This window comes from Rhodococcus sp. NPDC056506 (assembly GCF_042794945.1).
Taxonomy (GTDB): Bacteria; Actinomycetota; Actinomycetes; order Mycobacteriales; family Mycobacteriaceae; genus Rhodococcus_F.
On record NZ_JBHTSW010000022.1, the window covers coordinates 55,447 to 69,721 of the forward strand.

Consider the following 14,275-nt stretch of genomic DNA (forward strand, 5'->3'; position numbering starts at 1 on the left):
TAAGGAAAGGATCTTGGCCTGCGTTACCTGATGGAAACAACCAGGCGATTGCATGTAATCCAAGTGCTGCAGAGTGTGCTCATCGGATCACCCTTCTTGGTTCGCCCCCATCCCAATTGTTTTCACGAAGGAGACGCTGTGTATTCGAATCGCAAGGTGTATTCCAATCGCAAGAGTGTGGGAGTGGCCGGCGTGGCACTGGCCATGTGTGCGGCCATCGGATTGACTGCTTGCAGCTCCAGCGAAGCCGATACGGCCACAGCCGAATCGCTCGAACCCGCCGCCGAGGCTCAGAACCTGGCGGGGCTCTGTCCGGAAAACGTTGTGGTTCAACTTCAATGGCAGCCACAGTCGGACATGGGAGCACTGTTCGAGATGCTGGGTCCCGGGTACTCGGTCGACACCGATGACAAGTCGGTCAGTGGAACTCTCGTTGCGGGAGGGAAGGACACCGGAGTCGACCTGACCTTGCGAGCCGGGGGACCGGCAATCGGGTTCCAGTCCGTGAGCTCCCAGATGTACGTCGACGATTCGATCACCCTCGGACTCGTGCACGGCGATCAGGTGATTGCGGCGGCAGCAAGTCAGCCCGTCGTGGCCGTTACTCCACTGCTCAAATACAGTCCGGCAATCCTCATGTGGGACAAAGAGTCTTATCCGGACTGGACGAGTGTCGCCGATATCGGTAAGTCCGACGCGAGTGTCGTCGTTTCGAAGGAACAGCTCTTCCCGCAGTGGCTCGTGGCAAAAGGACTACTGAAGCAGTCCCAGCTCGACACGAGCTACGACGGAGCTCCGTCGCGCTTTGTCGGTGACCCGACCATTGCTCAGCAAGGATTCGCGAATTCGGAACCGTACACGTACGAGAAGGAGACGCCGGCATGGGACAAGCCGGTTTCCTATGACCTGCTGAAGGATTCGGGTTTCGACATCTATGCCTCCAATGTTTCCGTCCGTGCCGACAAGGTCGAGACACTCTCGCCGTGCTTGAGCAAGCTGGTTCCGATCATTCAGCAGGCCACGGCCGACTACATCACCGCGCCGGATACCGCGAATGCCGCCATTGTCGACGTCGTCTCGCAGGACGTGTCGTTCTCGCCGTACACCGAGGGTGAGGCGGCGTTCAGTGCCCAGCTCCTGAAAGAGAAAGGCCTGATCGCGAATGAGGCGGACGGCTCCGTCGGGACGTTCGACATGACCCGAGTCGCCCATACCGTCGAAGAACTCAAGCCCATCCTGATCGCCGGGGGTGCGGCGATACCGCAGTCACTGACCGCGGAAGATATCTACACCGACAAGTTCACCGATCCGTCCATCGGAATCCGCTGAAGGAGCTGACAGTAAATGACTTACGACATGACAGAACTCAACCGCGAGACCCGCATGGGTGGCCTGGGTACCGAGACGACTGACCGCGAGGTCCGAAGAATCGATCTCGCGGACTTCGAGAACCGGCGCAGCGAGATCGCCGAGGAGTTGTGGTCGGCAGCGACCGACATCGGGTTCTTCCAAATCGTCAATCACGGAATCGATCTGGACCAGGTCCGCGAGGCTTTCGCGGCGGCCGAGGGATTCTTTGCGCTCCCCGCCGAGGTCAAAGCGCAGTATCCGCTCAAGAAGGGTTTCAACTCCGGCTGGGAGAGTATGACGCAGGTGCGTCCGTCCATCGGAACACCTGATCAGAAAGAGTCCTACCAGGTGACCCGCCCGCATATGGGAGATCTGTGGCCCACAGCAGACGAATTGGCCGGGTTCCGTGAGACGATCCTGGACTTCGAAGCCAAGTGCTGGGGCATTGCGATGGATCTGCTCTCGTGCTTCGCCGAGAAGCTCGGATTCGAACGAGACTTCTTCACCAAGGCGCACGATCCGTCGGTGGCGAGCTACCAGAGCACACTGCGGCTGCTGCATTACTTCCCCCTTGCCGCCGACGCGGATGTCGAAGGGATGTGGCGCGCCGGTGCGCACACCGATTTCGATTGCCTGACTTTGCTTTTCCAGCGTGACGGTCAGGGTGGTTTGCAACTGTGCCCGGGCAAGGAGATGGACACCCAGGAATGGACGTCGGTGGTGCCGGCCGAGGAAGCGATCACCTGCAATATCGGCGACATGCTGATGAGATGGAGTGATGACGTCCTGCCGTCGAACTTTCATCGGGTGAAGAGTCCCGGCGTGACCGACTACCGGGGACCTCGCTACAGTCTCGCGTTCTTCGCTCAGGCGAACCGCGACGTGACCATCGAGGGCCCCGCGGGCAAGTACCCTCCGATCACCGCGGAGGGCTACATCGACCAGCGAGTACGCGCGAACTTCGCACGTTGATCCGCACCCGTTCCGTCACACACTTTCAGGAGAATTGTCGATGACTACCGCACACCGGAACTCGGCCGACACGATCGTCACGGACGTCACGCTCTACAGCGGCGGCCAATGGCTGAGCGGCCGCGATGTCGTCGTCTCGAACGGCGTTGTCGAATCGATCGAGGTTTCCGCCGGGAGCGCCGGCGCAGGCAGTGTGGACGGATCGGGGGCGTATCTGATCCCGGGGTTCGTCAACACCCATACGCACCTTCAACAGTCACTGATGCGTGGGATCGCCGAAGGGACACCGCTTCTCGAATGGTTGCTTGCGGTCGCGGAAGAGTCCGTCCAGATCACTCCGGAGCGCGCGTACGCGGCCGCCGTCGCAGCATCGTTGGAAGCGTTGCGCAGCGGTACGACGACCCTGGTCGAACACATGTGGCCGCACCCGTCCAGTGAGGTTCACGACGCTGTGATCCGGGCGTTGCGCGACACCGGGATTCGAGCAGTGTTGGGGCGCGGGGCCGCAGACAGGGCGGATCCGACGAGGAAGTGGGGGTTTGATCCACGGCTGATGCAGCCACTCGGAGATGTTCTCGCACATACAGATCAGATGATGCACGACGTGACTGGTTCCCGCGTCGACGTGGCAGTGGCGGTACCGAATCCGCGATCGCTGACCCCGGAGGGGATGTCGGCAGTGCGTGAATTCGCGCAGTCTCGCGACATGACGGTCTCGATCCACCTGCTCGAGACGCAGACCGACAACACGATGTGTACCGAACATGCAGGCGTGAACGCTGTCGACTACCTCGATTCCCACGGATTTCTGTGGGATCGGGTGCTGGCGGTCCATTGCGTCGAACTCGACGACCGTGGCCAGAAAGTGTTGGCGGAGCGCGGCGTCGGAGTGTCGTACAACCCGGTCAGCAACATGCGCCTCGGCAGTGGGATCGCACCGGTCCCGAGCTTCCTCGACGCGGGGATCGCGGTGGGGTTGGGCGTGGACGGTGCGGCCAGCAACGACACCCAGGACATGCTGGAGACGCTGCGCACGGGCGCCTACGTGCAGCGAGCCGCCCGCGGTCGCGCCGACCTGTTAGGCTTCGAAGCCATGATCGACATCGCGTCCGGCGGCGCGAACGCAGCGCTCGGTCTGCCCGCCAGGTCCGGCGGAATCTCCGTCGGTGATCCCGCTGACCTCACCATGATTCGGTTCGAACGAGACTTCGGTTGCCTCCCGGTACGAGATCCGGGTGCGTCCATTCTCACGACGGGAAGTCGTCAGATCGTAGACACGGTGTTGGTTGCAGGCGAGGTCGTGATTCGCGACGGGCATTCGACCCGCGTCGACGAGGTGGAATTGATCCGGACGCTCAGCGCATTGTGACTGCGCTCAGTCCTCACTGACCTCCATTTCGATGAGGACGCGGCGCAACAACTTTCCTGTGGCGTTTCGGGGAAGTTCGTCGATGAAGACGATCTCGCGGGGAACCTTGTAACGGGCCAGGTTGGACCGAACGTGGTCTTTCAATTCGTCGGAGTTCTGCTCGGCGCCGTGAGCGACGACGACAAAGGCTCGCAGGCGGTGGCCGAAGTCGGCATCTTCGACTCCGATCACGGCGGCTTCCAGGACGTCCTCGCGGTCGGCGAGGAGGTTCTCGACTTCGAGGGGGTAGACGTTCTCGCCGCCGGAAACGATCATGTCGTCGTCGCGGCCGTCGACGAAGAGGAGGCCGTTGGCGTCGAAGTGTCCGACGTCGCCGGTGGAGAGAAGTCCGTCGATACGTTCCTTGTCCCGTCCGTCGGTGTAGCCCTCGAAGCTCAGTCCGCTCGCGACGAAGATTCGGCCGATCGTGTGGGGAGTGGTAATTCTCTTGTTGTTTTCGTCGAAGAGTTCGACGTGGCACGTCACTGGAGCTCGGCCCGCGGTTCCCGGAGCGATGGTCAGGTCCTCGGGAGTCGCGACCGTAGCCACGGCGACCTCGGTGGATCCGTACAGGTTGTAGAGGACGTATCCGAACGAGGCAGTGACTCGCTTACACAAGTCGGGGGAGAGCGACGAACCTGCCGAGAAGATGATCTTCAGGTTCGACGTGTCGTACTTGGACAGCACCTCGGGGCCGAGGTCGATGATACGAGCGAGCATCGTCGGGACCACTACCAGACTGTCGCACTTGTGTTGCGCGACAAGTTTGATCGTGTTCTCCGGGTCGAACTTTCGATGCATGATCACGGTCTGCCCGAGCGCCAAGGCGAGAGCGAACTGCGAGACGCCGGTGCCGTGGAAGGCCGGGGCGGCCATCATCATGGTCTGTCCGCGGCGCAACGGAACGCGGTCGAGGAACTGCGCCGAAGCGAGCGGGGAGGTGTGGCCACGCGGCGCACCCTTGGGAGTTCCAGTCGTACCGCTGGTGAGGAGAACGAAGCCACCGTTCTTCTCGGGAGCCGGCACCGACGACGTGGTGCGACCGGCGATGGCCTCGTCGAGAGTCGTCGCTGAGGAGCTTTCGGCCGACGCGTCCGTCTCCGGCCACGAGCGATACCGGACGACGTCGCCTGGCAAGGCATCGGCGACGTTCGCGAACTCGTCGTCGTAGACGAAGGCGACAACCTTCTCGCGCGCGGCGACGTCCACAAGTTGGGGCCGAGCGAAGCCCGTGTTCATGAGTACGAGCTTGGTTCCGTTCTTTGCCGCAGCCAGCATGGTCAGCACCAAGCCACGATGGTTGCGACACATCGCGCCCATGACGGAGTCGGACGTGATGCCGTCCGCCTGCCATGCTCGGACCAACGCGTTGCTCTGACGTTCGAGTTCGGCGTAGGTGATGGGTCCACGTTCGTCGATGATCGCCACCGCGTCGTAGCCGTTCTCGGCGTGCGCGTGGACCGGCCCGGCGAAGGGCCCGTACTTGTCTACCGCTGCAATGGATTTGAGTCCGCGATCGAGGCGAGGGAACGGAACGAGCCCGGCTCGGAACATGACCCCCGCCGCGCCGATGGTGTCAGTGACCTTGGTGACCAATCCGGGCATACGTGAACCTCTTCCGAGCGTCGTTGTAGGACTGATTACACACTAATGCGCAAACACGGCTCGGTGGTGGAATTTCCGGATGGCGACCGAGGACTCCGCCCCGCCATCTCGGAAGGTGGCGGGGCGGAGCGTGTGCGATGTTGTTTTTCTGGTATTCGACCTACGGGACCGTCACTTCAGTTCGGCGGACGACTTTCCGAGCAGGCGGCGTGCGACGATCAGCTGCTGGATCTGCTGGGTGCCCTCGAAGATGTCGAGAATCTTCGAGTCGCGGCCCCACTTTTCGAGCAACGGGCGCTGCGAGTAGCCGTATGTGCCGGCCAACTCCACTGCCTTGAGCGTCACGTCGGTGCCGGTGCGGCCGGCCTTCGCTTTGGACATCGAGGCTTCGAGCGAGTTCGGCTTCTTGTTGTCGGCCATCCACGCCGCGCGCAGAGACAGCAGGTATGCGGCCTCCCAGTCGGCTTCCAAACGGATGAACTCGGCTGCAGCTGCATGCTGGTTGTAGACCGGTGTGTCGTAGGAGATCTCGACTCCGGCTTCGGTCAGGATGGCGCGCAGTTCTTCGAGAGCTGCGCGTCCGACGCCGACGGCCATGGCTGCAACGAGCGGGCGGGTGTTGTCGAACGTCTGCATGACGCCGGCAAAGCCCTGCTCCACGTTGACCTCCGGGCTGCCGAGGATGTTGTCTGCCGGAATGCGGCAATCCTGGAGTAGGAGGACGGCGGTGTCGGAAGCCTTGATGCCCAGCTTGTGCTCGAGACGAGCGACGCTCAGGCCCGGGGCGTCACGCGGTACGACGAACGACTTGATGGCCGCGCGGCCCTTCGACTTGTCGACCGACGCCCACACGACGATGTGCGTCGAACGCTCACCAGCGGTGACGAAGATCTTCTCGCCGTTGAGGACCCACTCGTCGCCGTCGAGAACAGCGGTGGTGGTGACGGCAGCGGAGTCGGAACCGAAACTCGGTTCGGTGATGGCCATCGAGGCCCACACCTTGCCGAAACGTTCGAGCTGTTCGTCGGTGGACACTGCGGCGATCGCGGCGTTGCCGAGTCCCTGGTAGGGGATCGAGAGCATGAGTCCGACGTCGCCCCAAGATGTTTCGAGCGAGTTGAGAAGCGCGGACATGTTGCCGCCGTTGGCGTTGCCGCCCTTGGCGCTCGCGTCGGAACGTCCGCCGCTGGCACCGCCGATGTCTCCACCGGAATCGGAGAGGCCTTCGACCATGGCGGCCATGGTGTCGAGTTCGACGGGATACTCGTGCTCGGCCAGATCGTACTTACGTGAAATGGGTCGGAAGATCTGCGCCGCGACCTGATGTGCCTGGTTCGCTGATGCTTTGAGCTTCTTGGGAAGTTCGAGGTTGATCATCGTGGTTCTCCTGGAAGTTCAGCGGCGTCAGATGAGGACGATGCCCTCGGCAACGCCGATGGCACGGAGGTCGCGGTACCAGCGCTCGACCGGGTGTTCCTTGGTGAACCCGTGTCCACCGAGGAGTTGCACACCGTCGAGGCCGATCTGCATGCCCTTCTCGGAAGCCAGCTTCCGGGCCAGAGCGGATTCGCGGGCGAAGGACAAGCCCTGCTCGGCGCGTGAAGCGCCGCGAAGCGTGACCAGACGCAGTCCGTCGAGTTCGATGCCGATGTTGGCGACCATGAAGGCAACCGCCTGGCGGTGGCTGATCGGCTCGCCGAACGCTTCGCGCTCGTTGACGTACGGAATCACGTAGTCGAGAACTGCCTGGCTGGTTCCGACGGCCATGGACGCCCAACCGAGGCGGGCCAGGCGAATCGCGTCGGCGTATTCGGCCTTGCGCTGATCGGCGTCACCGTCACCGAGCAGTGCGGATTCCGGCACCGCGACGTCGGTGAGGATCAGGCGACCCAGACCGGCGGCGCGCAGACCCATGCTGGGATCTGCCTCGACGACAAGTCCCTTGGTGTCGGACTCGACGATGAAGAAGGACGGCTTGCCGTCGAGTTCTGCGGCGATGACGAAGAGCTCGGATGTGGCCGCTGCCGGCACCAGGCTCTTGACGCCGTTGAGTTTGTAGCCGCTGGGCGAGCGAACTGCCTTGGTCTGCAGGGCAAACGGGTCGAACAGAGCGCGGGGCTCGTTGACCACCACTGCTGCGCCGGGTACCTGCTCGCCGGTGAACGCCGGGAGGTAGGTCTTCTGCTGCGCGTCGGTGCCCCACTGGGTCAGTGCGACTGCAACACCACTGGGTGCGAGGATCGGCAGTGCCAGACCCATGTCTCCGTGCGCAAGTGCCTCGGCAACAAGAGAATTGGTGACCGCGCCACGATCGGCGGCCGCTCCGTCGAGTTCTTCGGGAACGTTGATCAGCGTGATACCGAGCTCGGCCGCACGCTTGGAGAGATCGGCGGGTGCCTGCGCTGCAGCGTCGGCGTCATAGGCCGCGGGACGCAGAATTTCGGCCGCGAACTCGCGCACGGTCTCGACGATCATCTTCTGATCGTCGTCCGGGGTGAGGTCGAAGTAGTCGGCGTTCTTGCTCGGGTTGTCGGGGAGGCGCTTGGGTGCACCGTTGCCCGAGACCTTCTGGAATCCGCGAGTAGCGGCGCCCAGGGTTTTGAAGCCCGTCTTGGTGCCCTCGTAGGTCACGCGATCGATGGTCTGACGCAGATTGAACTTCTCGGCCAGTTCCGAACCGGTGATCTTGGTAAGCACGCGCATGGCTGCGCCCATGGCGTCGCGTTTGATCGGGTTCAGGCCGACGGCGGACGTGTCGCGGGGCGCACCCTTGGCGCCGCCGCGCTGCGCGCCCGATTCGCTGCGCTGAGCGCTCTTGTCGGGGGCAACACTGTCTTGCTTGGTCATGATCACCAGCTGTTTCTCGGTGTTGGGGTGTTGGACGATTCTTATCTTACTCATCAGTAAGGTCTGTTGTCGAGAAACGGCAAAATGATGCGCGTCATAGGCTCGACGGGTGAACCGGACAGAGGTGCCAGATCGGATACAGCGGTACGTGCGTTACGCGCCGCTGGTGGTTGTTCCGTGCCTGTTGATCGCCAGCACGTATCCCGGGGAGTATCGAGTCCCACTCACCTACTGGATCTTCTCGATGCTGGCGGCGCTCGTCTTCGTCGCCGGCCGTCGATGGCCGGTCCTCGCGTCCCTGATCGTCTCGGCGCTGGCCATTCCGATGTTCGTCGCCGACGCCTGGGGGCTGTCCGAACTTGTCCCGTACCTCGGCGCGGTAGCGGTTGTCGACGTCACGATGCGGGCCGATCGCAGAGAGTGGGTCGCCGTTTCGGCAGCAGGCTGGTGCGGTTCGGTGCTCGCGGGGATCTGGTTCGAATCTCACGAAGCACTCTGGTCGGTCACCACTGCTGTGAAAGTGCTTGCTTACGTGGGGTTGCCGCTGCTGCTCGGGCTGTATTTGCGCTCGCAGCGTGAATTGGCCGCGAACAATCTTGCGCAGACCCGCGCTGCGGAGCGGAGCGCGCTCGCCCGCGAACTCCACGACCTCGTTGCGCACCACATGGCGTCGATCGTTTTGAGAATCGGTGTGGCTCAGCATGTCTTGGCGCCCCAGGACGAGGCCGTGCGTGAGGTCCTCGCGGATGTGCGTGCCACGGCGTCGGATGCGCTGACCGATATTCGTCGCCTTCTGATAGCCCTTCGTGATCCCTCGCTCGGCGAGGTTGCTCTGGTCGAGCCGGATGCCGTCGACGCGGAAATCGCGGCGGCGGTCGATCGTGTGCGTGCAGCGGGTTTCGAGGTGCAGGCCGACTTCGATGTTCAGGGGAATGTCGAGTCAGGCGCAGCTGATCTCGATGCGATCGGCAGGCTGACGTTGTTACGGGTGATTCAGGAATCACTGACCAACGTCATGAAGCATGGCGATCGGAAGGGGTCGGTCTCGGTCTCGGTTCGTCGTCTCGACGGTCGGGTGGACGTAAGGGTGATCAACAGCTGCGAGGGATCGGCAAGGAGTGCCGGACACGGACTGGTCGGAATGCGTGAGCGTGCAGAACTGGTCGGCGGCGAGATGACTGCCGGCATCAACAGCGACGGGAAATGGGAAGTCCACGTGAGTATTCCACTCGTCACCACAGGCGGTGCCTCGTGATCAGGGTGCTGATCGTCGACGACCAGCGACTGGTGCGTGCGGGTTTACGGATGTTGTGCACGGCAGCCGAAGACATGACCGTAGCGGGTGAGGCGTCGAACGGGGTCGAGGCGGTAGCGCTTGCTGCCGAACTGGATCCCGACGTGGTCCTGATGGATTTGCGGATGCCCGGGCTCGACGGGATCGGTGCCACACAGCAGATCGTCAAGGCCGGTCGGCGAGCACGCATTCTCGTGCTGACAACCTTCGACGACGACGATCACCTGTATCCCGCGCTCGCCGCCGGGGCATCCGGGTTTCTGGTGAAAGACACCGAACCGACCGAGTTGCTCAGCGCCATTCGACGGATCGCCGAGGGAGAGATGGTGTTCTCCCCGGAACTGCTCCGCCGCGTCGTGGATCGGGCGGTGATCGGCGCAGACGCCGACACTGCTGTGACGGAGAAGGTTCCGCTGACCGAGCGCGAATCACAGGTCCTCGCATTGGTGGCGGAAGGGCAGAGCAATCAGGAGATCGCGGACGCGCTCCATCTGGGTGTGACCACGGTCAAGACGCACGTGGCGAACCTGATGTCGAAGACCGGCTGTGACAATCGGGTTCGCCTCGCGGTGTACCACCTGCAGAACCGTCAGTGACCGGAGTGCGCACCAGAAGACGGCATCGGCATGTCCATCGGCATGTCCATCTGCATCGGAGCCGCCTTCTGTCCCGGCTCGAGGACGAGGAATTGGCCCATCATGCCTTGGTCCTCGTGCATCAGCAGGTGGCAGTGGAACATGTACGGGAAGGTGGGGTCGGTGTACTCGGACCACTGCAGCGCGACGCGAATCCTGCTGCCCGGCGGTGTGTATACAGTGTCCTTGGGTCCGCGTAAGTGAGGCGGAGGAGTGCGGCCGTCGACGTCGAGGATCTGGAATTGCACGTCGTGGACGTGGAAGTTGTGCGGCCAGTTGTCCTTGTTGGTGATCGTCCACACTTCGATCGCGCCGACCTCGGCCTCGAAGTCGATGCGGTTCATGTCCATTCGTTGCCCGTTGATCATGTACCACTGCAGATCGAAGGTTCGGGAAACGCGTGCCTTCGACGGGTCGAGGCGCGCCAGGGCGGCCAGTTGCGGCGGGAGAGTCGACCGCGACGCGCGAGTGCCGACGCCCCGCAGTTCGACGATGTCGAAGCGGTCGTTCATGCCGAAGTTCTCTGCGTCCGATGAGTTCACGCCCCCGCCGTCCTCGATCGGGAACGACACCAATGTGGTCGTCGCACCGGGGTCGACTCGAACCACGATCTCAGCTCTTTCACCGGGGCTGAGCTGAATCCGCTTGACCGCAATCGGTGATTCGAGCAGTCCGCCGTCGGTGGCGATCAGATCGAAGGTCCGGTCGTCGGGGAACCCCAGGTTGTAAAGACGACCGGAAGAGCCGTTCAGGATGCGCAGCCGGACGATCCCGGTGGTGACGTCGAGGTAGGCGTCGGAGATGCCGTTGGTGACGATCGTGTCGCCGAGCAGGCCGATGTCGGTCGGGTCGGACTCGTCGAAACTGCCGTCGCCAAGGAATCGACGATCCTGGATGATCAACGGAACATCATCAACCCCATAGGTTTTGGGGACGTCCAGCCTGTCGGTATCGGCGTCGTCGATCAGGAACAGTCCGGCGAGTCCGCGCTGCACGTGCCGCTCGGTGGATCCGTGCGGGTGTGGGTGATACCAGAGCGTCGAAGCCGCTTGGTCGATCGTCCACGCTGGTTCCCAGCGTCCGCCGGCTTCGATGGTCTGGTGCGGGCCACCGTCGAACTTTGCCGGCAGATGCATGCCGTGCCAGTGGACGGTCGTCGGCTCGGCCAGTGTGTTGTCGATCGTGAATGCGACAGATTCTCCGCGTGTGGCTCGAATGGTCGGTCCAAGGATGGATCCGTTGAAACCCCAAGTGTCGGTGATCTTTCCCGCGACGATCTCGGTGGCTGCGGCTCCGGCGCGGAGTGTGAAGTGGCGAACGCCGGCGTCGTCGACCGTCGATTCGGCCAGCGGCGGAACCGGTAGCGGGCGAGAGGTTCCGGGTACCGCCTGTGCGGCGCTTCGTGCTGCCGAGTTGGCCCCGCAGCCCACTGCGAGCCCGAGGGGCGCGGCGGCAAGACCGAACAGAATCGTGCGCCTGGAAATCCGGTTCATCGTTCTCCTGGAAGTAGTGCGTGATCAACTACTTCCAGTCAACGGGTCGCGGCGCGCTGCCGAATCCTGCCGACGGGCCTGTCGGGACTCCTCCCTCGGACCCTTGCGGCGGGTGGGATGTTCTGGTACCGGGGTTACCGCAGGCGGGTCAGAACGTCTTCGTGCAGCAGGCCGTTGGTGGCGACCGCACTGCCGCCGTGAGGACCCGCGCCGCCGTCCAGATCAGTGAACGCACCGCCGGCCTCACGGACCAGAACATCGAGCGCTGCCAGATCCCACAGGGAAACCTCGGGTTCGGCAGCGATGTCGACGGCACCTTCGGCGACGAGGCAGTAGGAGAAGAAGTCGCCGTAACCGCGCACGCGCCACACATGGTCGGTGAGTTCGACGAACTGGTCGCGAATTCCGCGGTCCTTCCAGCCGGACAGGCTCGAGAAGCTCAGGCTCGCAGATTCGCTGCGATCGACGGCGGATACCTGGATTGCCCGCGCATCGCCGTCTCCGAAAGACGTATGTGCGCCCAATCCTGTTGCAGCCCACCATCGCCGATTCAGTGCCGGTGCGCTCACGACGCCGATGACCGGGACGCCGTCCTCGAGCAAGCTGATCAGAGTGGCCCACACCGGTACGTTGCGGACGAAGTTCTTGGTCCCGTCGATGGGATCGACCACCCACTGCCTGCCCTCGAAGACTGCGTCGCCGCCGAATTCTTCGCCGAGCACGGAGTCTGCAGGCCGATGCGCACCGAGCGTCGCGCGCACTGCCCGCTCGACAGCGAGGTCGGCGTCGGAGACGGGGGTGAGGTCCGGCTTGTCGTCCACTCGAAGATCGAGTGCGCCGAAGCGGGCGCGAGTGATCGCGTCAGCCTCGTCGGCGATACGGAGGGCGAGTGCGAGGTCGGATGCGCGATCGGTCACGGGTACACAACCTACCGGCTCAAACGGGGAGGACTTCCTTCAGCTTTCCGGTCGCGACGTCGAAGACGAATCCGCGGAGGGACGTCGTCGCGGTGATGAACGGACTGTTCTCGATGCGCTTCAACGACTGACGAACGTCCTCGTCGATGTCGGGAAACGATTCGGCGGCCCAGTTGGGTTTGATGCCGATCTCGTCTTGGATCGAACGCTTGAAGTCGTCGTCGGTGAACGTCAGCATTCCGCAGTCGGTGTGATGGATGAGGATGATCTCGGTGGTTCCCAGCAGCCGCTGGCTGATGGCCAGGGATCGGATCTCGTCGTCGGTGACGACTCCACCCGCATTGCGGATGACGTGCGATTCACCTTCCTTGATTCCTAGCACCCGATAGACGTCGATGCGGGCGTCCATGCAGGCGAGAACGGCGACGTGTCTGCTGGGTGGGAGGGGGAGCGGTCCGGTGAACTGCTCGGCGTAGGCGGCGTTGTTCTGCAGGTATTCGTCGGTGACAGTCATCGTTCCAGTAGGTTCCCTCAGGCCGACGTTGGCAAGGCTTCGAGTCCCGGTGATCTCAATACGTGACGCGCGGTGGACCTGAGAAGGTGACGCACGGCAGAGCCGAGGTCGGCACCCGGTAGCCTTGAGAACCGTGCATCCCGACGTAATTGCAGACCTGAACGCCCTCGACACCACCCTTCGCACCTGCGAATCGGTTGTGGACGTCGAGGAGCTGCGCCGACGCATCGACGAGCTCGAGCACCAGGCAGCCGACCCGGGTCTGTGGAACGACCAGGAACACGCCCAGCAGGTCACCAGCCAGCTCTCCCACGCGCAGGCCGAACTGCGGCGCATCGTGGCACTGCGCGAGCGGCTCGACGAGATGCCGATCCTCTACGAATTGGCCGAAGACGAAGGACCAGACGCGCTGGCCGATGCCGACGCCGAGCGAGCCAGCCTGCGTGAAGACATCGCGGCGATGGAAGTCAAGACCATGCTCTCGGGCGAGTACGACGAGCGCGACGCACTGATCAACATCCGCTCCGGTGCCGGCGGAATCGACGCCGCGGACTGGGCCGAGATGCTCATGCGCATGTACATCCGCTGGGCTGAGAAGCACGACTACGGCGTCGAGGTCTACGACACGTCGTACGCCGAAGAAGCCGGACTCAAGAGCGCGACGTTCGCGATCAAGGGCCCGTACACCTACGGAACGCTGTCCGTCGAGATGGGCACTCACCGGCTCGTCCGGATCAGTCCCTTCGACAACCAGGGCCGCCGCCAGACGTCGTTCGCCGAGGTCGAGGTCCTGCCGGTCGTCGAGACCACCGACCACATCGAGATCAACGAGAACGACATCCGAGTCGACGTCTACCGCTCGTCCGGTCCCGGTGGTCAGTCCGTGAACACCACGGACTCCGCAGTTCGACTCACACACATCCCGACGGGAATCGTCGTCACCTGTCAGAACGAGAAGTCGCAGCTCCAGAACAAGGTGTCGGCGATGCGCGTTCTGCAGGCCAAGCTGCTCGCGGTCAAGCGCCAGGAGGAGCGCGCCGAGATGGATGCGCTCAAGGGCGACAGCGGCAGCTCGTGGGGCAACCAGATGCGTTCTTACGTCCTTCATCCGTACCAGATGGTCAAGGACCTGCGTACCGAGTACGAGGTCAACAACCCGTCGGCAGTGCTCGACGGTGACATCGACGGGTTCCTCGAGGCCGGCATCCGTTGGCGCATGAGCGAGAACCAGTCCGCATAG

The 14,275-nt window shown here is 63.1% G+C and carries 12 protein-coding genes; 6 read left to right on the forward strand and 6 right to left on the reverse strand.

From position 1 onward, the window contains the following. Positions 1 to 138 precede the first annotated feature (138 nt). The 3 genes from ACFQ6H_RS18360 to ACFQ6H_RS18370 are packed head-to-tail and all read left to right on the forward strand — an operon-like array spanning position 139 to position 3,691. Positions 139 to 1,329: a nitrate ABC transporter substrate-binding protein gene (locus tag ACFQ6H_RS18360; RefSeq protein ID WP_378647745.1), complete on the forward strand. Its 1,191-nt coding sequence runs from the start codon at positions 139 to 141 to the stop codon at positions 1,327 to 1,329. Between the two features lie 15 nt (positions 1,330 to 1,344). Then, positions 1,345 to 2,322, forward strand: a complete 978-nt coding sequence (locus tag ACFQ6H_RS18365) for an isopenicillin N synthase family dioxygenase (protein ID WP_378647747.1) — start codon at positions 1,345 to 1,347, stop codon at positions 2,320 to 2,322. 40 nt (positions 2,323 to 2,362) lie between these two features. After that, positions 2,363 to 3,691, forward strand: coding sequence for an amidohydrolase family protein (locus ACFQ6H_RS18370; RefSeq protein WP_378647749.1), 1,329 nt, complete (start codon positions 2,363 to 2,365; stop codon positions 3,689 to 3,691). Between the two features lie 6 nt (positions 3,692 to 3,697). Here ACFQ6H_RS18370 and ACFQ6H_RS18375 read toward each other — a convergent pair whose 3' ends face one another. The 3 genes from ACFQ6H_RS18375 to ACFQ6H_RS18385 all read right to left on the reverse strand — a co-directional run bounded on the left by ACFQ6H_RS18375 (position 3,698) and on the right by ACFQ6H_RS18385 (position 8,188). Then, positions 3,698 to 5,335, reverse strand: a complete 1,638-nt coding sequence (locus ACFQ6H_RS18375) for an acyl-CoA synthetase (protein WP_378533970.1) — start codon at positions 5,333 to 5,335, stop codon at positions 3,698 to 3,700. Between the two features lie 171 nt (positions 5,336 to 5,506). Then, a complete protein-coding gene (locus ACFQ6H_RS18380; protein WP_378533968.1) occupies positions 5,507 to 6,712 on the reverse strand; it encodes an acyl-CoA dehydrogenase family protein in 1,206 nt (401 codons plus the stop codon). Between the two features lie 27 nt (positions 6,713 to 6,739). Then, positions 6,740 to 8,188 carry an acyl-CoA dehydrogenase family protein gene (locus ACFQ6H_RS18385; RefSeq protein WP_378647789.1) on the reverse strand — a complete coding sequence of 483 codons (1,449 nt, stop codon included), beginning with the start codon at positions 8,186 to 8,188 and terminating at the stop codon, positions 6,740 to 6,742. A gap of 103 nt (positions 8,189 to 8,291) precedes the next feature. Between ACFQ6H_RS18385 and ACFQ6H_RS18390 the strand changes: the two genes are divergently transcribed. Both ACFQ6H_RS18390 and ACFQ6H_RS18395 read left to right on the forward strand, forming a co-directional pair. Beyond that, positions 8,292 to 9,437 (forward strand): sensor histidine kinase, encoded by a 1,146-nt coding sequence (locus tag ACFQ6H_RS18390; RefSeq protein WP_378647751.1) that lies wholly within the window; start codon positions 8,292 to 8,294, stop codon positions 9,435 to 9,437. Continuing rightward, the gene (locus ACFQ6H_RS18395) at positions 9,434 to 10,072 is read left to right on the forward strand and encodes a response regulator (RefSeq protein ID WP_378647753.1); all 639 of its coding nucleotides are present in this window, start codon (positions 9,434 to 9,436) and stop codon (positions 10,070 to 10,072) included. The genes ACFQ6H_RS18390 and ACFQ6H_RS18395 overlap by 4 nt, the downstream gene beginning before the upstream one ends. Here ACFQ6H_RS18395 and ACFQ6H_RS18400 read toward each other — a convergent pair. From ACFQ6H_RS18400 to ACFQ6H_RS18410, 3 genes are all read right to left on the reverse strand, one after another. After that, on the reverse strand, positions 10,066 to 11,604 hold the full coding sequence (locus ACFQ6H_RS18400) for a multicopper oxidase family protein (RefSeq protein WP_378647755.1): 1,539 nt from the start codon (positions 11,602 to 11,604) through the stop codon (positions 10,066 to 10,068). The two genes, ACFQ6H_RS18395 and ACFQ6H_RS18400, sit on opposite strands and share 7 nt — an antisense overlap. Before the next feature lie 134 nt (positions 11,605 to 11,738). Beyond that, positions 11,739 to 12,521 (reverse strand): histidinol-phosphatase, encoded by a 783-nt coding sequence (gene hisN / locus ACFQ6H_RS18405; RefSeq protein ID WP_378533960.1) that lies wholly within the window; start codon positions 12,519 to 12,521, stop codon positions 11,739 to 11,741. 19 nt (positions 12,522 to 12,540) lie between these two features. Continuing rightward, complete coding sequence (locus ACFQ6H_RS18410; protein ID WP_378647756.1) at positions 12,541 to 13,035, reverse strand: beta-class carbonic anhydrase; 495 nt, start codon at positions 13,033 to 13,035, stop codon at positions 12,541 to 12,543. Positions 13,036 to 13,168: 133 nt separating this feature from the next. On the opposite strand from ACFQ6H_RS18410, the gene prfB reads away from it, so the two are divergent. Beyond that, positions 13,169 to 14,275: a peptide chain release factor 2 gene (gene prfB, locus ACFQ6H_RS18415; protein WP_058038579.1), complete on the forward strand. Its 1,107-nt coding sequence runs from the start codon at positions 13,169 to 13,171 to the stop codon at positions 14,273 to 14,275.

Coding starts and splice junctions, on each gene's coding strand:
- ACFQ6H_RS18365 (WP_378647747.1), top strand. CDS start 1,345: ATGACTTACGACATGACAGAACTCAACCGCGAGACCCGCATGGGTGGC.
- ACFQ6H_RS18375 (WP_378533970.1), bottom strand. CDS start 5,335: ATGCCCGGATTGGTCACCAAGGTCACTGACACCATCGGCGCGGCGGGG.
- ACFQ6H_RS18400 (WP_378647755.1), bottom strand. CDS start 11,604: ATGAACCGGATTTCCAGGCGCACGATTCTGTTCGGTCTTGCCGCCGCG.
- ACFQ6H_RS18380 (WP_378533968.1), bottom strand. CDS start 6,712: ATGATCAACCTCGAACTTCCCAAGAAGCTCAAAGCATCAGCGAACCAG.
- ACFQ6H_RS18370 (WP_378647749.1), top strand. CDS start 2,363: ATGACTACCGCACACCGGAACTCGGCCGACACGATCGTCACGGACGTC.
- ACFQ6H_RS18410 (WP_378647756.1), bottom strand. CDS start 13,035: ATGACTGTCACCGACGAATACCTGCAGAACAACGCCGCCTACGCCGAG.